The 22,068-nt window shown below is 61.7% G+C and carries 18 protein-coding genes; 3 read left to right on the top strand and 15 right to left on the bottom strand.

Features of this window, described 5'->3' with window-relative positions:
* Nucleotides 1-24: 24 nt before the first annotated feature.
* Complete coding sequence (locus QN345_RS01250) at nucleotides 25-1,287, bottom strand: lipopolysaccharide biosynthesis protein (protein ID WP_134449040.1); 1,263 nt, start codon at nucleotides 1,285-1,287, stop codon at nucleotides 25-27.
* Between the two features lie 67 nt (nucleotides 1,288-1,354).
* Between QN345_RS01250 and QN345_RS01245 the strand changes: the two genes are divergently transcribed.
* Complete coding sequence (locus QN345_RS01245) at nucleotides 1,355-2,266, top strand: glycosyltransferase family 2 protein (protein WP_134449041.1); 912 nt, start codon at nucleotides 1,355-1,357, stop codon at nucleotides 2,264-2,266.
* 28 nt (nucleotides 2,267-2,294) lie between these two features.
* Here the strand turns inward: QN345_RS01245 and QN345_RS01240 are convergent, their stop codons facing one another.
* The 5 genes from QN345_RS01240 to QN345_RS01220 form a co-directional block, all read right to left on the bottom strand.
* Nucleotides 2,295-4,325, bottom strand: coding sequence for a hypothetical protein (locus QN345_RS01240; protein WP_323504252.1), 2,031 nt, complete (start codon nucleotides 4,323-4,325; stop codon nucleotides 2,295-2,297).
* Nucleotides 4,326-4,436: 111 nt separating this feature from the next.
* Nucleotides 4,437-5,420, bottom strand: a complete 984-nt coding sequence (locus tag QN345_RS01235) for a glycosyltransferase family 2 protein (RefSeq protein WP_416347648.1) — start codon at nucleotides 5,418-5,420, stop codon at nucleotides 4,437-4,439.
* 91 nt (nucleotides 5,421-5,511) lie between these two features.
* Nucleotides 5,512-5,928: a DUF2304 domain-containing protein gene (locus tag QN345_RS01230; protein ID WP_323504254.1), complete on the bottom strand. Its 417-nt coding sequence runs from the start codon at nucleotides 5,926-5,928 to the stop codon at nucleotides 5,512-5,514.
* Between the two features lie 2 nt (nucleotides 5,929-5,930).
* Nucleotides 5,931-6,671 carry a glycosyltransferase family 2 protein gene (locus QN345_RS01225; RefSeq protein ID WP_416347598.1) on the bottom strand — a complete coding sequence of 247 codons (741 nt, stop codon included), beginning with the start codon at nucleotides 6,669-6,671 and terminating at the stop codon, nucleotides 5,931-5,933.
* A 1-nt stretch (nucleotide 6,672) separates the two neighbouring features.
* Entirely contained in the window at nucleotides 6,673-7,848 is a 1,176-nt protein-coding gene (locus QN345_RS01220) for a glycosyltransferase family 4 protein (RefSeq protein ID WP_323504256.1), read from the bottom strand.
* A 218-nt stretch (nucleotides 7,849-8,066) separates the two neighbouring features.
* Between QN345_RS01220 and QN345_RS01215 the strand changes: the two genes are divergently transcribed.
* Nucleotides 8,067-9,494, top strand: coding sequence for a DUF2142 domain-containing protein (locus QN345_RS01215; RefSeq protein ID WP_323508369.1), 1,428 nt, complete (start codon nucleotides 8,067-8,069; stop codon nucleotides 9,492-9,494).
* Nucleotides 9,495-9,526: 32 nt separating this feature from the next.
* On the opposite strand, the gene QN345_RS01210 is transcribed toward QN345_RS01215, so the two are convergent.
* The 6 genes from QN345_RS01210 to QN345_RS01185 form a co-directional block, all read right to left on the bottom strand.
* Entirely contained in the window at nucleotides 9,527-11,572 is a 2,046-nt protein-coding gene (locus QN345_RS01210) for a hypothetical protein (RefSeq protein WP_323504258.1), read from the bottom strand.
* Between the two features lie 221 nt (nucleotides 11,573-11,793).
* The gene (locus QN345_RS01205) at nucleotides 11,794-13,377 is read right to left on the bottom strand and encodes a glycosyltransferase family 2 protein (protein ID WP_323504259.1); all 1,584 of its coding nucleotides are present in this window, start codon (nucleotides 13,375-13,377) and stop codon (nucleotides 11,794-11,796) included.
* Nucleotides 13,374-13,733, bottom strand: coding sequence for a hypothetical protein (locus tag QN345_RS01200; protein WP_323504260.1), 360 nt, complete (start codon nucleotides 13,731-13,733; stop codon nucleotides 13,374-13,376). Before QN345_RS01200 ends, QN345_RS01205 begins: the two co-directional genes overlap by 4 nt.
* Before the next feature lie 74 nt (nucleotides 13,734-13,807).
* Nucleotides 13,808-16,351 (bottom strand): glycosyltransferase, encoded by a 2,544-nt coding sequence (locus QN345_RS01195; RefSeq protein ID WP_323504261.1) that lies wholly within the window; start codon nucleotides 16,349-16,351, stop codon nucleotides 13,808-13,810.
* Nucleotides 16,352-16,417: 66 nt separating this feature from the next.
* Nucleotides 16,418-17,164, bottom strand: a complete 747-nt coding sequence (locus tag QN345_RS01190) for an ABC transporter ATP-binding protein (RefSeq protein WP_323504262.1) — start codon at nucleotides 17,162-17,164, stop codon at nucleotides 16,418-16,420.
* Nucleotides 17,161-17,997, bottom strand: a complete 837-nt coding sequence (locus QN345_RS01185; protein WP_323504263.1) for an ABC transporter permease — start codon at nucleotides 17,995-17,997, stop codon at nucleotides 17,161-17,163. The genes QN345_RS01190 and QN345_RS01185 overlap by 4 nt, the downstream gene beginning before the upstream one ends.
* 69 nt (nucleotides 17,998-18,066) lie before the next feature.
* Between QN345_RS01185 and QN345_RS01180 the strand changes: the two genes are divergently transcribed.
* Nucleotides 18,067-18,954 (top strand): glycosyltransferase family 2 protein, encoded by an 888-nt coding sequence (locus tag QN345_RS01180; RefSeq protein WP_323504264.1) that lies wholly within the window; start codon nucleotides 18,067-18,069, stop codon nucleotides 18,952-18,954.
* Between the two features lie 63 nt (nucleotides 18,955-19,017).
* Here QN345_RS01180 and QN345_RS01175 read toward each other — a convergent pair whose 3' ends face one another.
* The 3 genes from QN345_RS01175 to QN345_RS01165 are packed head-to-tail and all read right to left on the bottom strand — an operon-like array spanning nucleotide 19,018 to nucleotide 22,048.
* Nucleotides 19,018-20,043, bottom strand: coding sequence for an NAD(P)-dependent oxidoreductase (locus tag QN345_RS01175; protein ID WP_323504265.1), 1,026 nt, complete (start codon nucleotides 20,041-20,043; stop codon nucleotides 19,018-19,020).
* On the bottom strand, nucleotides 20,040-20,786 hold the full coding sequence (locus tag QN345_RS01170; RefSeq protein ID WP_323504277.1) for a glycosyltransferase family 2 protein: 747 nt from the start codon (nucleotides 20,784-20,786) through the stop codon (nucleotides 20,040-20,042). Before QN345_RS01170 ends, QN345_RS01175 begins: the two co-directional genes overlap by 4 nt.
* Before the next feature lie 5 nt (nucleotides 20,787-20,791).
* The gene (locus QN345_RS01165; protein ID WP_323504266.1) at nucleotides 20,792-22,048 is read right to left on the bottom strand and encodes a nucleotide sugar dehydrogenase; all 1,257 of its coding nucleotides are present in this window, start codon (nucleotides 22,046-22,048) and stop codon (nucleotides 20,792-20,794) included.
* Between the last annotated feature and the right edge of the window lie 20 nt (nucleotides 22,049-22,068).

Genomic DNA, 22,068 nt, shown 5'->3' with positions numbered 1-22,068 from the left:
GGCGGTTACAGCTAATCCTTCACCCTAGACGAGTGGAACACGGATGCCGCGCGGGGCATCCGCCTGCACGCGCCCGAACGATGCGGCGATGACCCACACTGCGGTCACGGTATACCCGGAGATGACTCCGGCCACGGCCGCCCACGACCCGGTCAGGACCGGCGTGCCCGCGACCATGACGATCAGGCCAACGACCAGGCCGACGACCGAGGCGGCCGTCGCAACCCGGGTGCGCCCCGTCGTCAGCAGGTATGCCGTGGCGACCAGGGAGATCGAGAAGGCGAAGACGCCGATCAGGAGGAAGGCCATGATCGGTGCGGCTTCCCGGTAGGTCGCGTGGAAGACGACGTCGACGACGATCGGGCTGGCGAGGGCGACAGCTCCGAAGACGGCGCCGAGGCCGAGGAACATCACTCCGAACACCATCAGGTACCGACGCCGCGAGGCGACCCGATCGGCCGCCACCCACTCGGTGAAGCGCGGGATGAGCACCTGGGTGATGGCCTGGCTGAGCATCGACGCGGGGGTGGCGAGCGACATCGCCGCGGCGAACAACCCGGCCGTGAGCGGTGGCTCGACGATGAATACAAACACCATCGCGAACTGGATCAGCCCGTTCGAGGCGAGCAATCCGAGGGAATTCCAGGAGATGAACTTCAGGATGCGCGCCGGCTCCAGCCCGCTCTCCTGCCGGAGCTCGTCGTGGCCGAGGTGTGCGCCACGGAGCGAGTGCAGCGCGAAGACGGCGTAGCCGATCGCGATCGGCCAGAGGAGCGCCCCGGGAAGGCGTGTCACCAGGACGATCGTGAGGAGCCCGATTGTCGTCGCCGAGGAGATCACGTCCCAGATTGCCGCAGACGTGATCCGGCCGAGGCCGACCTCGATCCCCCGCGCGAGGACATAGCCGGACCACGTCACGATCAGCACCCCGATCGCGATGGTGTCGCCGATGTCCGCCCCGAGCGCGATCATGGCGACAGGAAGCCCGATCAACAGCATTCCGGCGCAGGAGATCCAGAACGAGCGCTGGATCAGGCGGAGGGCGGGAACAGGAGAATGGCCGAGTGCACGCTCGTGCGCGAGGAAGTGCGCTGCCGCGTTTCCCGCCCCGGTCGGCCAGAGCAGCGAGAGGATCAGGGCCAGGGCGATCCAGGCCGAAACGTGAGCCAGATCCTCCGGCCCCATCACGCGGCCGATCAGCACCGTGTAGGCAAAACGGGCCAGTCCCTGAGCGAGGACACCACCGGTGGAGATGGCTGCCTGGGACATGAGCGAAGATGGTTTCACCTGTGAATGCTACTCGGCGAACACGGAAGCAGCGGTTCCGAAACCGGATGCCGCGAGGGAGAACCGCGTGACACTCGACATCATGATGCCGTTCTACGGCCGCGTCGACCATTTCCGCATTGCCGTGGAGAGCGTCCTCGCGCAGACGGATCCCGACTGGCGTCTCGTCGTCATCGACGACTGCTATCCCGACGTCACGGCCGGCGAGTGGCTCGTCGGCCTCGCAGATCCGCGGATCGTCTACCGGCGCAACCCGGTGAACGCGGGCATCAACGTGAACTTCCAGGCCTCGATCGACCTGGCCGTGAACGAGTGGCTGACCATCTTCGGCTGCGACGACGTGATGCTGCCCGGCTATGTCGCCCGGGTCAAGGCGCTCGGCCAGGCGCATCCGACCGCGGACTTCATCCACCCGGGCACCCGGGTCATCGACGGCGACGGCCGGGTCTACCGGCCGCTCGTCGACCGGATGAAGGCGCTCTACCGCCCGCACGTGCGCGGCACCATCGAGCTGGGCGGCGAGAAGCTCGCCGTGAGCGTGACGAGGGGCAACTGGATGAACTTCCCCGCGATCGCCTGGCGCCGCTCGGCCGTTGCCGCGGTGGGGTTCCGGCCGAACCTCTCGGTCATCCAGGACCTCGGCCTCGCCCTCGACGTGGCGTTCCAGGGCGGCAGCCTGCTGCTCGACGACGAGGTCGTCTTCGAGTATCGCCGCCATGCCTCGAGCGTCTCGTCGTGGCGGGCGGCGGAGGGCAGCAGGTTCGTCGAGGAGCAGCGCTTCTTCCGGGCACTCGCGGCCGAGTTCGAGGAGCACGGCTGGCCTCGGGCGGCCCGCACGGCCCGCTGGCACATCTCCTCGCGGATCAATGCCCTCACGCGCCTGCCCGAGGCCGTCTCCGCCCGTCAGACGGCCGGCATCCGCATTCTGGCCAGGCACGCCCTCGGCCTGAGCCTCGCAGAGCCAGCCGAACGCCGGTAGGTGCCGGCGAGAGCCGGGCGGCGTGTTTCTAGCGCGGGACGACCTGGTAGATCTCCAGGGTCGCCTTCGGCAGCTCGAAAGCCTGCACGGGCTTCAGGCAGGTCGAGTCAAGACGGTGATCGTCTGCGAGCACGTAGCCCACGTTCGCCTGTGCGAACACGGAGCAGGCGTCGAAGGTGACCCGGATCTGGTCCTCAGCGGGATTGGAGACCACGGGCTCCCCGGGGCCCGCGACCCAGCTCACGCCGGCGAGTCGGTTCCACTGGAAGGCGTACTGGTTCGCCGGGTCGATGACGCCCCACATCGCGCGGGAGGGTGCACCCTGGAAGCCGTTCTCCGCACGCACGCCGGACTCCAGCAGCACCGCAGTCGTGAGTCCGCCGCCGATACCGACCCAGGTCTTCGGCGCCGAAGCGTCGAGGGCGACGACGGCCCTGGACACCGCCGTCTCGCGCAGATCGAGCACCCCGCTGTAGATCGGGTTGGTCAGGCCAGAGCCGGCGATCGTCACGATCAGGAACGCGGTCGCGGCGAGCCTCGGCTGACGCCGCGCGGCGAAGTAGATGGCCGCCGCTGAGAGCAGCGCCCAGAGCCACCAGAGCTGCACGGCCTCGAGCATTCCGGGGAGGTGCCGGATGGCCACGTATCCGATCGCGGCCTGGGAGAGCGCGAAGAGGCCGGCCGAGATCGCGGCGATCCAGAAGCCTGCGCGCACCCGGTGTTCGTCGAGGTAGCGCAGCACGTAGGCGAGCAGGCCGAGGGACGCAAGCCCCATGCCCAGCCGCACGCGGTTCTGGCTGGTCTTGTCGAGCAGCAGGAGCCGTGCGATCGCATCCCATCCGGGCACGTACAGGTAGGCGAGCAGCAGCAGGACCACGGCGGTGAGCCCGATGAGCGTCCAGGGCAGCATCCGCTTCGCCCTGGCCTGCCTGAACACGATCCAACCGACGACAGGCAGCAGGTAGATGCCGATGTAGAAGAAGGTCGACGCTTCAGAGCCGTTCGCTCCGAGCAGGCCTGGGCGCTGCGCATTGAGAGTCTGCGTGAACGAGGATCCGATCGCCGAGGCGAAACTCAGCAGGCTGCCGCCACCGGTCGGTGTCACCCGGTTGCCCGGGTACGTGGTGCCGAGGAACGCCTCGACGGTCGTGAGTTTGGTCGCGAGCCAGAGAACCGTGACGGCGGATGCCGCAACGCCGGCCACGAGCACCGGTCCGACCCGCGAGAGCACTGCCCGCAGCCCAGGGTTCTCCCGGCGACGCTCGACCACGAGGCCGATGGCGAAGAACAACACGACAAGTACCGCCGGAACGATGAAGGGCACGTAGATGCCCGTCGCCATGACCACCGTGAGGAAGCCCACGAGGGCCGCCCAGCCCCATCGGGACCGCAGGGAGCTGCTCGAGAACGCGTGCATCAACGCCGTCATGGCGGTGAGTGCCCACACGACCGGCCACAGCGTCGTGGACAGGTACCACCACTGGAAGAGCGGGCTGTAGAGGAATCCGACTGCGATCATCGCGGAGACGCCGGGCCGCCTGGGCAGCAACGTGACGAGGAACATGTACGCGGCGGCCGCGAGCGCGAGCCCGGGCAGCCACCACTTGAAGGCGATCGCGTGGTCGACGTCCATGACCATGAATCCCCAGAGGTGCGGCCGGAAGGCCACCGTCCAGTCCACCCGGGGCAGGTCCTGCGGCAACGTCGCATCCATCCCGCCGGGGAACGTCTCGTTCACGAGCGGAAGCCCCTGCTGCACCTGGGCGATCGCCCACACGGTCTGCACGTTCCATTCATCGGACCTGGTGAGCTGTGGCGTGCCCGCGATCAGGCTCGAGTCGCTGCCGTAGGCGATCTGGCTGTGGAAGACGCCCGAGGACGACCCGTTGATTCCGAGTGCGACGAGCACGATGCCCAGGATCAGGAGCAGCGCGGGGAAGGCGAGGAGGACCCGCGTGCGCGGCAGGCCGTCCGTGCCCGGTTCGGTGAACCGCCGATAGCCGTCGCGCCAGGCGTGCAGTCGCGATCGCCCGACAACGGGCGTCAGATCCTGTGGCACGGCGAGTTCCTCCATCACTTGCGCGGAATACGTCCGCATCGGGGCCACGGGCACCCCCGGCGCCGGCCCTCACCCAGAGTAGACGATTGGTGACAGAGCCATCGAAAGGGCCTAGACGGGCTGCACAAGGTCGCGCAGCACGTCCTGGGCGCCACGCCCGAACCGGGCGTAGCGTCCGGTACGCCACTCACGGACAACGGGGAGGATGCGCGCCGCGTACGCTGCGGGCAATGAACTGCGCACGACTTCGTGGGCAAGCTTGCCTTCGAGCAGGTACAGGACGCTGGGTTCGGCGGTCGGCCCCAACAACGACGGCGCTCGCTCGGCCAATGCCCGAGCACGCGCAAGGAGCCGCCTGTTCCGCTCCGTACGTGGCGCTCGGAGCCTGCCGAGCCGTCCGGCGGTGTCGAGATTCGTGACGCCGATCTGGTTGGCATCGTGCTGGCGGTAGTCCACGAGTTGCTCGTCGAGCAGATCCATCGTTCCCGTCAGCGCCGCGACCATTGCCAGCCATTCGTCGTGCACCCAGGCCGCCGGAAACGGCCGTGCCCCCTCGAGGAGCTCGCGACGCACCATCATGGTCGCCCCCGTCACGATATTCCGCTGCACCAGCAGCTCGAGGGCCCGCCCGTCGTGTTCGAGGGCTTTGGCGACGTCGGCGACACCGAGGGTCTGCAGCAGGGTCATCCCCAGCGGATGCCCGTCGCCGTCGACCAGGCGGGCGTCGGTGTGCAACAGCACCAACTCCGGCCTGCGGGTGAATTCTGCCGTCATGAGTTCGAGCCGACGTGGATGCCAGATGTCGTCCTGGTCGCTCAGCGCCAGAATATCGCCCGAGCATGCGCCGAGGGCCTGTTCGAAGTTCCCGGTCACGCCGAGCCCGCTCGCGTTGCGAATCACCCGCACCTCGATGGCGCTCAAGGGATTGCGGGCACGCCACTCCGTCACGACGGACTCCACGAGTTCGGGGGTCCCGTCAGTCGACGCGTCGTCGGAGACCACGATCTGGGCGGGAGGCCGAGTCTGGCCGAAGATGCTCCGGAGCTGCTCCGTTACGTATGCCGCCCCATTGAACGTGCACATGGCAACCGACACGGGCGATCGCGACTCAGCGCTCGTCACCTCGGATTCCCATCACGTGGGTGACGGGCGGGCGAAATAAGGGAATCACAGTGAGCGCGCACGGTCACTTCTCCGGTGAATCAGGATTCACGCTTCGTGTGTCCGATTCCGACCCGGACTCTCCAGAAGACAGCTCTCCTTCGACTTGGCGCAAACGGAGCTCCAAGAGCGCCACCGATTCCGCGAGATTGCGGCACCTTTCCTCGACACGGGTCAGTTCCGAGCTGTGCTGGAGGCACACCAGGAACAGGATCGCAATACTGACGAAGAACACCAGATTGGTCGGAATCTTGATTCCGACCAATTGAGCCGCCCACTCGAGCGTGACTGGAAAGACACCCGCGAGGAGTGCCAGCAGTCCCGCTCCCAGCCACCAAACCGCGTGCCGTTCGCGCAGCTGCCGTCTGCGGAGTAGCTCGACAACGATCACAAGAATCACGAGCGCTGCCGCTATCCCGAGATAGTAGCTTGTAATGGTCATGGTCAATCGACGCTTCCGTGCGGGAGGTGCGCCGGTCTGATCAGTGCGAACACCAGTGCGATCATTGCGCGGCCGAGATAGACCGCGGATCGTGCCGGACTGTGCGAGGCGACTCCGCCCGAACGGGGTCGCATCGACACGGGAACCTGAGCGATCCGACAGCCCTCGCGAATGGCGATGACGAGAGACTCGATCGTGTCACCCAGATACTCCGCAGGATAGTGATCGGCGAACAATTTCACCGCTCGCGGACCGCTGGCGCGCAGGCCAGACGTCGTGTCAGTGAGCCTGGTGTGGGAGATCCGGCTCAACATTGACGAGAGCGTGAGCATCGCCCACCGGCGGGGGCCGCTAGCCTCGTAGACTCCGGCTCCCGCGAATCGCGCGCCGATCACGAGGTCCGCTTCGTCGAGCTTCGCCAATAGTGGACGGACGTCGGCCGGATCGTGCTGGCCATCCGAATCGATTTGGACGACATTGGCATAGCCGTGTTCGCGGGCGTATTTGAAGCCCAGCCGCATAGCTCCGCCGACACCCAGGTTGAAGGGAAGAACGGCAACGATTGCTCCTGCGGCACGTGCGGCTTCCGCAGTGGTGTCCGAGGACCCATCGTCGACGACTAGGCAGCCGACGCCGGGGAGTTGACTGAATACCTCCTGGACGACGTCGCCGACGGATTCTTCTTCGTTGAACGCCGGCATCACTATCAGTGTTTGCTCCAGCGTCGTCTTCACAGGGTCCATCCTAAGGTTGGCCCGCGTGGTCGGCAGGCGAGCCGAGCGCCGAGGTCGCACTCGCGACGACCGCGAGGTACTCTTGCGCGCGGGCGTGCCAGGACCAGCGCGCCTCCAGAATGTCCCGGGGAATGAGCGGCAGCGGATGCTTCAGGGCCTCCACAACCGCCCCGACGAGGGCTTCATAGGAGGAATCTGCAACCTCGCGGATCGGTCCGCCGTCTGCGCGGAGCGGCTGAACAGAGGGGACAGGGAAGGATACGATCTGCGCGGCTGTCGCCGTGGCCTCGAGGAGGGTGATCTGGAAGCCCTCAGCAAGTCGGCTGGGGTTCACGAGCACCGAGGAGTTCAAGACCGTCCTGATCGTCTCGACTGGGGCATGTCCGTGAAGCGATACGAACGTATCAATTCCTCGAGACTGGATTCGCGCCTTCAGCGCGGGCAGGTCAGGCCCGTCACCCAGGATATGCACCGACAGGTTGTTGAACCCCTTTTCGTCTATCAGTTCCGCGGCCAGGTCGATGAAGTCTTCCCAACCCTTGCCACCGACGAGGCGGCCGAGGAAGGCGATCCCTGTTGGTGCGCGATTCGCTACGACGACAGGCCACTCCTCAAGCCGGAGCGCGTTGTGAAACACCTCGGCCTTCACTCCCGCGAGCACGTCAACGAACTGGATGACGGGCTCGGAAACGGCAAGGACACAGGTAGCGCCCCGGAGCACGGCGCGCCCGAATGTGAGATCGACGATCCGGGAGGCGAGCTGAATCGCCCTCGACGGTGACTTGACGAAACCCGCGCCATGCTCGGTGTGGATCACGGGGACGCCCATTCGGCGTGCCGCCCGCAGCCCGACGAAGGACATCGGAAAGAAGCGGGTATGGGTCGAGACCACCGTGACGCCGAGCCGGCCGAGCTGGCGGCTCAGCCGTCGTGAAGTACCCCACATGGGAAAAGAAATCACGGATGCGATCGGCAGGTGCATCCGGAGCCTGATGACCCGGACGCCCGCCTCTGTGACGTCCGAAGCCTCGGGAGCGAGAGAAACGACCGTGACGGTCGCCCCGGCGTCCTTGAGTTCGTTCGCCAGTTGGAACACATGACTCTCGAGCCCCCCCAGTCTGGGGGGGTAACTATTGACGATAATCGCAATGTGAACGGCTTCACTATGGGTGTCTTCGACGTCCAACGTCTACATTCCCCCTGCTTTGACCAGCCTCGGAACGATTCTATAGGTACGGCCGCGAGCGCGACGCTCATCATTACAATGGAATGACTGCGGAGGCAACAACCCTTGCTACCGACCGAGGATGCGCCGGCCGGTAAGCTCACGACGTGACTCAGGCGACGCAGCAACGCACTCGAACGAGACTTCTGGCAACGATTCTGACACCGATCATCGGACTTATGGCGCTCCTGAGCTGGGCAGTGGCCTCACCGGTTGGGGCTAGCCCGGATGACGACTACCACCTGAACAGCATCTGGTGCGGAGACGGCATCCGCGAGGGACTCTGCGCGCCCGGTCCGACGGATGACGAGCGTGTCGTCCCCGTACCTCTGGCGGCCTCGCCCTGCTTTGCTCTCAAGCCGAATCTCAGCGCTTCCTGCCAGAAGGACGGGCTGACCTCCGGCGGTTACGCGTCGGTCGCGACCAAACGCGGCAACTGGACAGGCGACTACCCGCCGCTCTTCTACGCGGTGATGGGCGCCTTCGCCGGTCAGGACATTCCCCTCTCCGTCATTCTTATGAGGGTGTTCAACGCTGTGCTCTTCGTGGGCATAACCACTGCCCTCTACTTTCTGCTGCCGTTCAGGAGACGCCCGATTCTGGCGTGGAGCCTCGCTATCACGCTGGTGCCCCTTGGCATGTTCCTTATACCGTCCACCAATCCCAGCAGCTGGGCCCTCATCTCTGCGGGAACGCTCTGGATCGCTCTACTGGGATTCTTTGAATCGAGTGGTCAACGACGCCTCGGCCTCGGTCTTTTGGCTACCCTGGCGACCGTGATCGGAGCCGCAGCCCGTGCTGACGCCGCCATATACGCCATCCTCGCGATCGGCGTGGTCGTGATGCTCTCGGCACGGCGCGAACGACGATTCATCGTGTCGTTGGCACTGCCCATTGCGCTCGTGTTGATCGCAGGGTACTTCTACTTGTCGTCCGGCCAGTCCTCGATCGTTGAATCCGGGCTCGTCTCCGGCAACGTTCGAGGAGACTGGAAGCAACTGCTATTCGTGAACATCTTGAACGTGCCGACCCTCTGGGCGGGCGCCCTGGGTTTCTGGGGAATCGGCTGGCAGGACACTGTTCTCCCAAGTGTCGTGTGGGTTAGCACGATCGCAGTCTTCAGCGCGCTCGTCTTCACCGGAATGCGCACTATGGGTCGACGAAAGGGTTTGGCGACGGCTGGAATCTTCGGGGCCATGTGGGCCATCCCCACGTATGTCCTTGTCCGCTCCCATGCCTACGTCGGTGAGCAATTCCAGCCCCGATACATACTGCCGCTGATGATCTTGCTCGCCGGGCTCGCCCTCTTCAACTCGAATGGCCGTGTCTTGAAGCTCGCCAGATTTCAAACGATCCTCGTTGTCGTGGCCCTGAGCCTGGCCAACTCAGTCGCCCTGCATTTCAACATCCGCCGCTACGTCACCGGCGCCGACGCGATCGGCTGGAATTTGAACGCCGGCGTCGAATGGTGGTGGGCCGGCGCGCTGTCGCCGATGGCCGTCTGGGCCATCGGGTCAGTCACATTCGCGGGGGTGGTCGCGGCGTTGTTCTGGCGCCTCCTCTCACCTGCTCAAGCAGAGACGCATACGTTCTCGCGGGTGAACTAACGACGAACGGGACCAACTCGGCCTTTCTCGTCCTATCCCGTGACAACTTTACAGCCGAGGAGCGCGTTCGAACCGGGGCCGACATTGATTGCGTACACGCAAACGTTGTGGGATCCGAGAGTGATCGCGGTGGTGAAACCGTAACCATGATTGGGACCGTATGCCGGGTAGACGGCTGCGAAGTCCAGACGTTCGTTGGGCGCCGTGATCGGCGTTCCACTCGCATCGACGTAAATGTGCACCGGGATCGGCTGAGCGGTATCGGGGTCATAGGCCCACCCTGAAACCGAGAGCTTTCCGTTAGTGGCGGAGAGCGAATCGATGACGCCGACCGGCGAGCCGCTCATCGCCGTCACTGTTTTGCAGCCCAGCTCCTGATTCCCTCCGGGACTCACGACATCGATTCCGTAGGAGCACACTCGATGGACGCCGGGCGTTGCTGCGAAGGTGATCGCGTAGCCATGCGACGAGCCGTAGCCGGGGTAGGCGGCGGCGACATCGGGCCGTGATCCTGTGGCCGAGCCTGCAACTCCGCTCGAGTCAGAGTAGACGTGCACGGGTATTGATGCCGTTGTATCGGGATCGAATGCCCACCCGGCTGCGGTGATCGTTCCGGGGCCGACGGACACCACGTCAAGGGTTCCAACTGGCGCGCCACTGAGAACTGTGACGGTCTTGCAACCCAGGAGGGTGTTGGACCCGATTCCGGCAGATTCAATCCCGAATGCACAGACCGTGTGCACCCCCGGGGCGACAGTGAGACTTCGACTGTAGCCGTGCTGTGGCCCATACCCGGGATAGATCTGAGCAACGTCGGAACGGGAGTCGTCTGCAACGAAAGCCGCACCTGCGGAGTCTACATAGATGTGGACTGGGATCGATGCCGACGTGTCGGGGTCAAAAGTCCAGCCCGTCACGGTGATGGCGCCCCGGGACGCGCTCACAGAGTCAAGGACCCCCTGTGGGGAGCCCACCTGAGCGACGAGGTCGCTACACGTGAACAGCGTATTTGTTCCCGGGCCCTGATTGATCCCGAAAACGCATACGTGCTGATTGCCCGCTGTGGTCGTTTTGAGCGTGACATCAAAGCCGTGCGCGGACCCGGCCGACGGCCACATCGCGCCGACGTCTGGTCGATTGTTGCTCGCAACGATCGCCGTGCCGACACCGTTGACATAGACATGCACCTGGATGGAATCCGATGTGTCCGGGTCAAACGCCCAGCCGGCGACCCGGATGCCACCGGGTACGGTCGTGAGAATATCGACACTGGCGACGGGGTTCCCCGCCGAGTTGGGCGAACCGAACCAGTTGTTGTAATAGACCCAGAAATTGCGATTTCCATAGGAGGAACAGCTGTCGCCGGTACCGCCAAGGTTTGCCAACGCTGCGGCGTCCGGCTGATATGGCGTGTAATAGTACAAAGCTGCCGTGGCGTTGTTCTTGATCTGAATCGGGCTCGATCCACAAGCAGTATTGGGGTGGTACTGAATGTTTGACATCTGTCCAACGTGCAGTGAAGTGTGGGATCCGAGTGGATTGCCGTACCAGGCAAATTGCCGAGCGGCCGAGAACACCTGGATGAAGAATCCGTAGTAAGCGGAGTCACACGGCGCCGTATCCGGGCAGCCCTGCCCGAGGGCATTTCGAAGTTCCGAAGCAGAGGGAGCATTGTCCGTCACCAGACCTTGTTCCTTCTGCAACGTGACCAACAAGACCTTCGCGCTGATCGTGCAGGCCTGCTGAACCTTGTAGATGATCCGCGCAGCAGACTCGCCGGCTTCGCCTGAGTATGTTGCGCAGGTGCCGAAGCTGAGTGTCGTTGTAGGGGTGTCCACCCGAAGCACGTTCAGACACAGCGAATTCTGGCAGGTTCCAACCTTGGCATCCAAAAAAGCCTGGATCTGATCCTGTGACATTGCGTCGCGGACATAGAAATTCTGGTCGGAGATGATATATCCGGGATCGAACTGGCTGCCGCTGAGGGCTTGCGCAGGTTGCGGCATAGCCGTGAGAACAGTCCCGATCAGGCCGACGACCACGAGGGCAGTCAGCATTCTTCGTGCTTTGTCGAGCATGTCCGTGCCTCCGGTACCGACCGTGCGTCGTCAGCACGGCATCAGGTGGGCAACATTCTCTCGGGAAGGAGGACACGACCGCACGGGCAACACTACGCGAGGGGAAGCACATTTGGGGACTTCCCAGGCTGGGTTCCCCCGCTTAGGGGGTATGGTCTACCACCGACCCTGAGGGCACAAGCAAGCTGTCCTCGCCACGGGAAGGTACGAACACCCTGAAGCTAAAACAGGTAGGGATCTCGTCCCGGCCGACCCCATCGCTCGAAGATCATCTTGTCCTCAAAGGAATGCACCGTCGGGTTCCGTGACCGTGACTCAAAGTGGAAGAGCTCCAGGTTCGCGAGCCACACCAGCCGGAAGCCCGCTTGGTCAACCTTCTTGCAGAGGTCGACGTCGTTGAAGCTTCCGGGGAACAATTCGGAGAAACCGCCGATGGCCGTGAAGACCGAACGAGGCATCGCTACGCACGCAGCAGTGAGGCCCGACGATTCACGGTTGACGATGAGGGAACAAAATGCGCCGAAAGAGTCCTGCTCTGAGCCCATGTACGCATGTGTGAACTGACCCATGTGATGGAGGTGTCCCGCATGCTGAATGAAACCATCCTCAAACAGCAGTTTTGCACCGGTCATTCCCACGTCCGGCTCGTTGAGTGGAGAGATCAAGTCGCCGATGAACTCGTCGCTGATGACCTGCGTATCGTCGTTGAGAAAGATGAGCACATCCCCGCGTGCCGCAAGAAAGCCTTCGTTGCATTTGCGGCTGAAGTTGAACGGACGATCGAAGGGCACGAGCGTGAGCCTGTCCCCCGCAATCTCGACGAGGTCCGTGAGCACTTCAGCAGGGGTATCGGTGTCATGGACCACGACGATTTCGAGGTCCTCGTGGCGCGTCTTGGCAAGCACCGAACGCACAGCTTCGACAACGAATACCCGCCGTTGGCCCCAGACAAAGCCAGCAGTTCCGCGGGTCGGGATGATTACGCTCACAGAACGCTTGAGCTCTGGCTCTCGCTCGATCCGATATGTGCCTGAATTCACCCCTCGGTAGGCAACGCCAGCTATACCGACTCGAGCGAGGTGGGCGTTGACGGCGCGAACGCCGGCATCCCACGTGTATGGCTTGTTCGCAGGGTCAGCGGCCGTCGAACCGGCAATGACACGCCAATGGTAGAGGACCTCTGGGATGTGGACGATTTGGCGAGCCTGTTCCGTCACGCGTAAAACAAGGTCGTGGTCCTGCGAGCCCTCGAACTCTGATCGGAATCCGCCGACTTCACGGACCAGGTCGGTGCGCAAGACAGAAAGGTGACCCGTGTACATCTGACCGCGAAGTCTCTCCGGGGACCAGTCGGGCTTGTCAAACTGGTCGTAATACTCCCCTCCGGCTCCGAGCTTGTCTTCGTCAGAATAGACATAGTCGGCACCGGGGGTCTTGCGGATCACCTCGTACATGAGTTTGAGTGCACGTGGCGCAAGAAGGTCATCGTGATCGAGCAATGCGAGGAAGGTGCCTCGGGCTGCGTCGATCGCATCGTTGGATGCCTGAACGATTCCGCCGTTCGATACGCGCTCGATCACTCGAATTCGTTCGTCCCTCTCCGAAGCTCTGCGCAAGAGCTCTCGAACGGCAGGGTCTGGTGAACAATCGTCGACAAGGACAAGTTCCCAGTCCCGAAAGGACTGGCCGAGAACGGAGTCGATGGTTTCCTGAAGGACGTCGACGGGCGCGTTGTAAACCGGTGTAAGTACCGAGAAGAATGGGTTGCGCAGTGTGCTTGTTTGGGCGGGGGCCGGCTGGCTCATTTGAGAAAGCGCCTCTTGGCACGCTTAGCTAGCGCGACTGGTGCTATCACCATGCGACCGATTCGCCATGTTGTCGAACCCCTCGTCAGTGCGAGGTCCTGTGCGCTTCGATCCCGAATACGCATAATCTCCGCCTCGGCACGGTCACGTTCGTGGATGAAGTCGATCCGAGCCTGAACCAGTTCGGCTCGAAGCCCGAGCTCCATATCCCTGCTGATGAGCTGGGCATGGGTCGAATCACGCAGGCTTGCAACCAGCAGGTCCCGCTCGCGACGTACTTCAGCGCATTCCGGATCGCTACACCGTGGCGGGTTGGTCTCTGCGGCACTCATCTTCACACTCTCGTCGCTTTTCATTTCAATTTTCAGCTTACCGATTGGATGCGTATGGCCCGGCTAGCAGTCACCGTTGCATACTCCCCATTAGGGGGCTATTCGCCAGCGGCCTTCTTGCGCGCTTGCCTTGCCTGCACGCGTTCGATGACTGCGCCTGGTCCACCTTGCCGGAAGTAGTACGCGACCCGTCCGAAGTCACGACGAAGCCCGGTGTGGCGAACAACCTCAAGTTTCGGAGTCTTCTGCGCGCCCAGCTTGCCTCGCTTGTCCTTCTTCTCGACAGCCAGCTTCTTATCAGCAGCGTGTTGGGGAGCTCGGCAGAATTCCACCAGCGGAGCGAGTGCCTTGTCCCAGGTGAAGGATTGGCGAACGCGGGCTACGTTATTGCGCGCAGCCAAGACTGATTCATCATCGTAGAGATAGGTCGCGATCGCCGCTGCAAGAGCGTCAACATCTCGTTCGGGAACTGCGGCCCCCAGCGATTCGCCGGCTACCAGGCTTCCGAAGGAATCACCATCCGTCGTCACGATAGGCAATCCAGCCCAGAGATAATCGAGAATTCGGGTCCGGAACGAGAACGTCGTTTCGACGTGCTGGAAGTGGGTCGACACTCCGAGGTCAGCCTCAAGAAGGTAGTCCTGCCTGTCCTCGTACGGCACCCACGTCTCATTGAAGAAGACGTGCTTCCCAGAGAGTCCAAGTTCATCGGAGAGTGCCCTTGCCGCGCCAACGACCTCCATCTCCGGCACAAGCGGGTTCGGGTGCTTGACGCCCATGAAGAAGAGTCGAATGTTGGGGTGCTCCACGGCAAGCTTCGCGACTGATCGGATCAGCGTGTTCGGATCGAACCAGTTGTAGATCCCCCCACCCCAGATGATGATCTTGTCGTCCGCTCCGATTCCCGGAACCACACCACGCATTGCCGGGTGGAGATGCACAGGTTCTTCTGAGGGGATCCCAAAGGGTGCCACTGCAATCAGGGTATCGAGGTCGTTGTCCCGCGAGTAGGTGTAGGGGTTGACCCGCCCGAGCGCGGAGAGCTGGCCGAGCCAGAAGTGCCGCTGTCGTTCGCTGGCGCAGAGGAAGAAATCCCCGAGGAGAAGCTGGTGGTTGAGGGCATCCTTCGCCTCGGTGACCTGCTTGTCCCAGAGAGCCAGTGTCTGGCCACGGCCCTGTTCCAGCTGCTCCAGCTGGAGCGGGTCGTACACGTCAACGACGAGCACCTTCTTGGACGTCTCAAGGCTGGGGAACAGTTCCAGGGCGTGTCCCTGCACGATGATCACATCGGCCCATTTTTCGTGTTCGTCGACCGAGCTGGGGTGGTGATGCGAAATAACGCCGACCTCAACCATGTCGTCCAGGGCCACAGCCTTCGACATGCTCAGGAGGCGTACGTCGTGATCTTCCGACAGGAGCTTGGCGATGTTCCACGCCCGGATAGCCGGGCCTGCCATCCTGTAACCGACGGGGTCGCCCGTGATGACAAGAATGTGCCGGCGGCCGACAATGCTCAACTGACCGAGATTGTCCACGATCTTTTCGTAGCCACGGAGATAACCCTCGATCGGATAGGCGGGCTCGTCAGTGTTGCCGAAGAGGCTCTTCAACTGCCGGTCCGACACAGCACGGGTCTCCTGCACTTTCGCACGGGCCGCACGCATTTCGGGAAGCAATTCGACGAACTGGTCGACTGCATAAATGCCGGCCATCGTCTGCTTGGAGATCGGAAGAGTCGCCTCATCATCGTTGCCGGGCTTGCGAATATCGAGGGACGTCGAGTCCAGACTTCCGCGTGCCACAGCTCGCCGTGTAGCCAGGAGGAGCGCGCCGGGGAAGACCTGGGCAAGAGACTCATCGTCGAGATTCTTGTACAAGGTGTAAAGCGCGTTCCGCTCGAGAAGATAGGTCTCGCGAAAATTGCCGAACTTGTTCATCGAGGCGTGGTGCTTGTGGAATGCAAGCGACTTGGGTTGGAACCGGAACCGATACCCGAGAAGGTTCAGCCGCCAGCCGAGGTCGACATCGTCATAGAACATGAAGAACGAATCATCGAATCCGCCGAGCTCATGGAAGACCGACGAGCGGATGAACATCGCGGCGCCGGTGCCGAAGAGCACGTCCTTTTCGTCGTCCCAGGCTCCGCGATCGGTCTCGCCGGCGTGCGGCTTGTAACCCATGCCATACCAAGTGATCGAGCCGTCAATATAGTCAACCTTGTCGCCGTCCCAGTCCAGAACTTTGCTAGCGACAGCGCCGATGTTCGCTCCGCCGGAGAACGTGGCGATTGCTTCTCTGATCCAGCCGATATCGGGCCGGGCGTCATTGTTGAGGAAAGCCACGAATTCGCCAGTAGAGCGGGCCACGCCGAGATTACACCCGCCGGTGAATCCCGTATTAATCTCGGATTCGACGAGAACGACGTCTCCTGCTATGTCCTGAAGTCGGACCAAGCTGTCATCGCCGGATCCGTTCTCCACGACGATGATCTCCAAGAGCTCCCTCGGCCAATCGAGTTCAAGAAGACCGCGCACACACTCGATCGTGTCTTCAGCACCCCGAAAGTTGACGAGAACGACGGACACGACACCTGGACGTTGTTTCTTCAAAAAACACACCTCGTTGAATTGGACGGCAACCACAGGAGTCTACCAAGCTGTCGAAAACGCCCGGACTCGGACATTTCCCCAGTGGCATGGGCGGGATGTCTAGGCTGCGGCGCCCCCGGGCAAGGACGCGAGATAGGAGTCGATCGTGGCCTGAGCATCCCCATCCGTGACGAGCTCGCCGTGGTTCAACCACGCAGCACGGTCACACATATCGCTCACCATACTCATGGAGTGGCTGACCAGAATGACCGTTCGGCCGGCGGTCTTGAAATCGATGAACTTCTGCTTGCACTTCTCTTGGAATTCCGCGTCACCAACGGCCAGCACCTCGTCCACAACCAGAATGTCCGGATCGACGTTGATGGCGATGGCGAAACCCAGCCGCACATACATGCCCGAGGAATAATTCTTCACGGGCTGGTCGATGAACTGCTCCACACCGGAGAAGTCGACGATCTCATCGAACTTTCGAGTGACTTCCTTCTTGGACATCCCGAGGATCGACCCGTTCAGGAAGACATTCTCCCGCCCGGACAGCTCCGGATGGAAACCGGATCCGACCTCGAGCAGTGCAGCAATCTTGCCGCCATACGTTATTGAGCCCTTCTCCGGGGCGTAGATCTTGGCAAGACACTTCAGAAGCGTCGATTTCCCGGATCCGTTGCTTCCGATCAAGCCGAATGTCGAGCCGGTCGGTACCTCAAAACTCACGTCCTTGAGCGCCCAGAAGTCCTCATGGATGGAACGTCGACCGCGCATGACCGCGGATTTGATCGACTGGTTTCGCTCGTGATAAAGCCTGAACTTCTTGCTCAGGTGATCAACGGTAACTGCAATCTCATTCATAGCGCTTCCGCCAGACCTTTCTCGCCCTTGCGGAAGAACCAGACACCAACGACAAGGGCCACAGCGGACCACACCACGCAGAGGAGGAAGTCCTCGCCATTTGGCCATCTGTTGTCGTAGAGTAACTGCCGGAATACCGCCACAAACCGCTCCAAGGGATTGATTCGGTAGATATCAAGAATCGTAATCGATGTTCCGAAGAGTCCTCCGTACTTGTTCGACTGATCTTCGACGAGGCTAATCGGGTAGATCACGGGAGTCAGGTACATCCAGATCTGCATGACGATTCCGACGAGGTACTGAGTATCCCGGAAGTGAACGTTTGCCACAGCGAGAACCAGTGCGACTCCGGCAGAAAATAGGGCCAGGAGAACCATCATCAGTACGACCAGAGGAACCCAGGGCCACACGAAGGAACCGCAGATGACCAGAACGATAAGGAGAACGCCCATTTCGAAGAGCCAGTTATAGCCTACGGAGCCCACCTTGGAGAGGGGTAAAACAATTCGGCTGAAGTAGACCTTCTGAACGAGTCCAGCGTTGCCCAGGATGGACCCCATGCCCTGCTGAACCACATTCGCGAAGAATGCCCAAGGCAACAGCCCGCACAGAAGCCAGACGGCGAAGATGTTCAATCCGCTGGGGTTTCCGGGCGGAGGTGTCACTCTGAGGATGAACGCGAAGACAATGGTGTACACCAACATCGTCGCAAGCGGATTCACCAGCGACCACAGCTGGCCAAAAATGGTTCGCTTGTATTGGCCTCTGATCTCACGGAGGGTGAGATTGGCCAGCAGTTCTCTCGAATCAAGAACTTCTTTCAAATATCGCATGTACCCTCGCTGAGCGGCCGGTCGGGATGGCCGCAGATCAATCTAGCCTAGAACTATGATGGGAAGCCTATGGCCACCGAACTGAACCCACCCGTCGCAGCAGCGCGCGTGGCCGTCGTTACGGTGAGCTACGGCTCCGAGCTGGTCCTCCGTCCCTTTCTGGCGTCTCTGTCGCGAGCAGCAGTGGTGCCTCTCAGGGTGCTGGTCGCGGACAACAAGCCAAGCGCGGCCCCCGCTGACGTAGCATCCATTTCCGCAGACTTTGCAGCGGAGTATCTCCCGATGGAATCGAATCGCGGATACGGCCACGCCATCAATGAAGCGGTCAAGAAGTTGCCGCCTGAGATCGAATGGGTTGTTGTGAGCAACCCCGATGTTGTCGTTGCCCCGGGGAGTATTGACTCTCTGCTGGCCACAGCTGAATCCGATGCCGCGATCGCCGCGATCGGCCCGCGAATCCTCTCCTCCGACGGTGAGGTGTATCCGTCGGCACGGGCCATCCCGTCTCTCCGCTCCGGTGTCGGCCATGCCCTCTTCGCGAACATCTGGCCGTCCAATCCCTGGACCCGACGGTATCGACGTGACAGCACCACGGTCCTGATCCAGAGAGACGCCGGGTGGCTCTCAGGCGCGTTTCTGATGGTTCGCCGTTCGGTTCTGGATCAGCTGCATGGCTTCGATGAGAGCTATTTCATGTATTTCGAAGATGTGGACCTTGGCTATCGCATCGGCAGGCTCGGCCTCCGCAACGTCTACCTTCCGAGCGCTACCGTCGTGCACACGGGCGCACATTCCACGCATACGGAATCTTCTCGGATGATCAGGGCACATCACGACAGCGCCAAACGATTCCTCTTTAAGAAGTACCCCGGACCGTTCCTGTGGCCGCTGCGAGTCGCGCTGGCACTGGGCCTGGAGGCACGTTCGCGTGTCGCCGAAAGACACACGCGCCTGTAGCTGCGCGCTGAATCGACAACGCCCTGCTCGAGTCCGGAGACTCGAGCAGGGCGAAGGTTTCGGTTAGATTCGACCGTCTTCGATTGCGGTCTGAATCCACGGGATGACCTCATCGAGCATGTCATCGAGGGACGTCGCCGCCTCGAACCCGAGGAGGTCTCGGGCCTTGGTCACGTCGGGGACGCGCTTCTGCACGTCGTGCTCGAATCCTTCGTCGCTGATGAAGCTGATCGGCGCATCCGGTCCCTTGATCTTGCGCCAGATGACCTCCGCGAGTTCCTTGACGTTGTGTCCGGCCGGGGTCGACATGTTGAAGTCGTTGTTGATCGCCGCCGGATTCTCCAAGCTGCTGACGATACCGCGTGCAAGGTCTCCGCCATAGGTATAGTGACGGACCTGGTCACCACTCCCGAGAATGTGGATCGGGTCCTGACCGCGAACGATCTTCTGTACGAGGTCCGGAACGACGTGGCTCATGGCGAGCTTCACGTTTCCGGAATCGATCTCGACATCGCCCAGCGCACGGGTCTCGCCGATTCCCACACAGTTGAACGGGCGGAGAATCGTGTAGGGCAGCTTGTACTGGTCCCAGGCTGCGATGGCGAAGTACTCGACCGCGAGCTTCTGGAATCCGTAGGAGGACAGGGGCGGCGGTACGAGGCGCTCGTCACCCTCCTTGCTCGGCCAGCGGTCCGTGGACTCGAAGACCATCGAACTCGACATGTACGTGACCTTCTTCAGGCGACCGGCTTTGTGCGCCTCAATGGCGGCGTCGACCGAAGACGCGATGATGCGCTCATTCTGAGCGAGGAGGTCATACGGATAGGTGTGGAAATAGGAGATTCCACCGATCAATGCCGCGCCGGCGATGAAGTGGTCTGCGTCCGAAAGGAGACGGGTCATCAATTCGGTGTTCTGGACATCGTCAACGAAGAGTTCGTAGTTCGGGTTGGAGTCGTAGGACTTGACGACTTTTCCATACTTGGAATAGTTGTCCACTCCGACGACCTGGTAGCCCTGTCGAAGCAATTCCTCAACGATGTAACCACCGATGAAACCGGCAGATCCTGTGACGACTACTTTTTTCATACTGTGCTGTCCTTCTTCTTGGTTGAGTTGAGCTGATCGACGGTCAGACGCGGGCCGAATGCGAACCGGTACCACTTGAGGTACTTGGGAATCCATTTCGCCAACTTGAAATTAGACTCCCCTGCGGTGCGATCGAGCCAGATGGTGGGAATTTCGGCAACCGGAAGTCGGAGGCGCCGAGCTTTGGCGGTGAGTTCGATTCCAATTTCAAAACCGTCCCTGCTATCGATTCCGACGGATCGGACGAAGTCGGCGTCATAGGCCTTGAATGAGTTGGTAGCGTCCCTGGTTCCTGAATTGGTCAGGAGGTGCAATGACTGTCCCGCCATCCTGGAGAGAAAATTCTTCAGCCGAGGACCGCCCACCTGCTGGCCACCTGCCATATATCGCGAAGCTGCGGCCACCACAACTCCGCGCTCCACGAGCATCACGAGGTCATCAATCTGACGAGGGTCGTCACAGCCGTCGGCCATTGTGACGACCACAGTGGGGGCAACGGCGTGATCGATCCCATATCGAATCGCATACGCCGGCCCCCGTCCGTAGTCGTTGACCAGGTATTTCACGAACGGAACGATCTCCGAGTAACGCTCGACCGGGCCGATCGTCGTGTCCGTGTCCGCGTCGACCACAATGAGTATCTCGGCATCGCTGTGAACGGCTGCGACAATACGGTCCAGTCCGACCACGATGTCCTCACCCTCGTTGTAAGCAGGGATGACGATTGAAACGCGAGGTGCCACCTGAGTCAAACCAGCACTCCGTTGCCGAGCAGGTTCCAGACGTCGGCGACGGGCTTGTCCGTCCGAATTCCGCGGTACTCCGGATGCGGGGTGGCAATCACGAGGATGTCGGCCTTCTCCAGTACCAGATCGAGCGGGAGCAGAGTGTCATCGGTTTCCTCACTGACGTACGGGTCCGTACCGAGGACAGCCTTCGCTTTGAATTTCAGAACCCGACGGAGCTTGTACGAAAGGCTCGAACGGATATCGTCGGATCCCGCCTTGAAAGACATTCCGAGTATCCCGACGGTCATCGTCGACAGATCGAAGCGCTTTTCCAACTGGCTCACGACATACAGAGGAAGTCCTTCATTCACCAGCATGGCCGAGTGGCCGAGGGTGAACGTGTTGTCGCTGAAGGCGGCAAGCTGCATGGTGTCCTTGAACAGGCAGGGGCCGGCTGCGAATCCGGCACCCGGCATGTCACTCGCCCGAGGGTAGTCCTGGGTGAGGCCAGCCCTGATCCGTTCGAAGTCGAGTCCGCGGTTGTTCGCCATCATGTAGAACTGATTGACCGCGGCGAACTTGATGTACCGCCACGTGTTCGTGAAAAGCTTGGCGAGCTCAGCCTCCTCAGGTTCAAGGTGCACGATTGTCTCGGTCAGTGTGCCGAAGAGTTCGGCTGCACGACTACGACCAGACTCGGTATGTGACGAAACGATCTGAGGCAGGCTGAACAGTTCGGTCATCGCACGGTGCTCTGCAATACGCTCCGGGCAGAACGCCACCTCGATATCCACGCCAAGATCCGCGATCATACGTTCGACGAGTGCCGTGACGCCCGGATAAACGGTGCTCCGAAGCACGAGGAGCTGGCCATCACGGAAGTAAGCGCTGCATGAACCGAGAGCGTCGGGGATGGCGTTGGGATCGGGGTTGAGGTGTTCGTCAACCGGTGTCCCGATGACAACGATGATTGTCTGTGCGGTGGCGACGATGCCGGCATCAGTGGATGCGACCAGCTTTCCGTCAGCGAGGGCTTGGGTGAGCATGGGCTCTGCGCCGGGCTCGACGAACGGCATAGTTCCCGCGTTGACAGTCGCAACTGCTTTTTCACTGAGATCGTAGATGCCGACCCGAGCGCCGCGGCTCGCGAGTGCGATTGCAAGGGGAAGACCAACGTGTCCAGCACCTCCAACGACAACGACGTCGTGCTCGAATTGAGATGTCAAACGAATCGGCTCCTTGGTTTGTGCAGGCAAACGCCCGCGAGTGATGGACATGTCCACCCTAATCTAAGGCT

Origin of the sequence: Cryobacterium sp. 10I1 (assembly GCF_035019805.1) — a bacterium.
GTDB lineage: Bacteria > Actinomycetota > Actinomycetes > Actinomycetales > Microbacteriaceae > Cryobacterium > Cryobacterium glucosi.
This window is presented reverse-complemented; position numbering and strand designations above follow the sequence as displayed.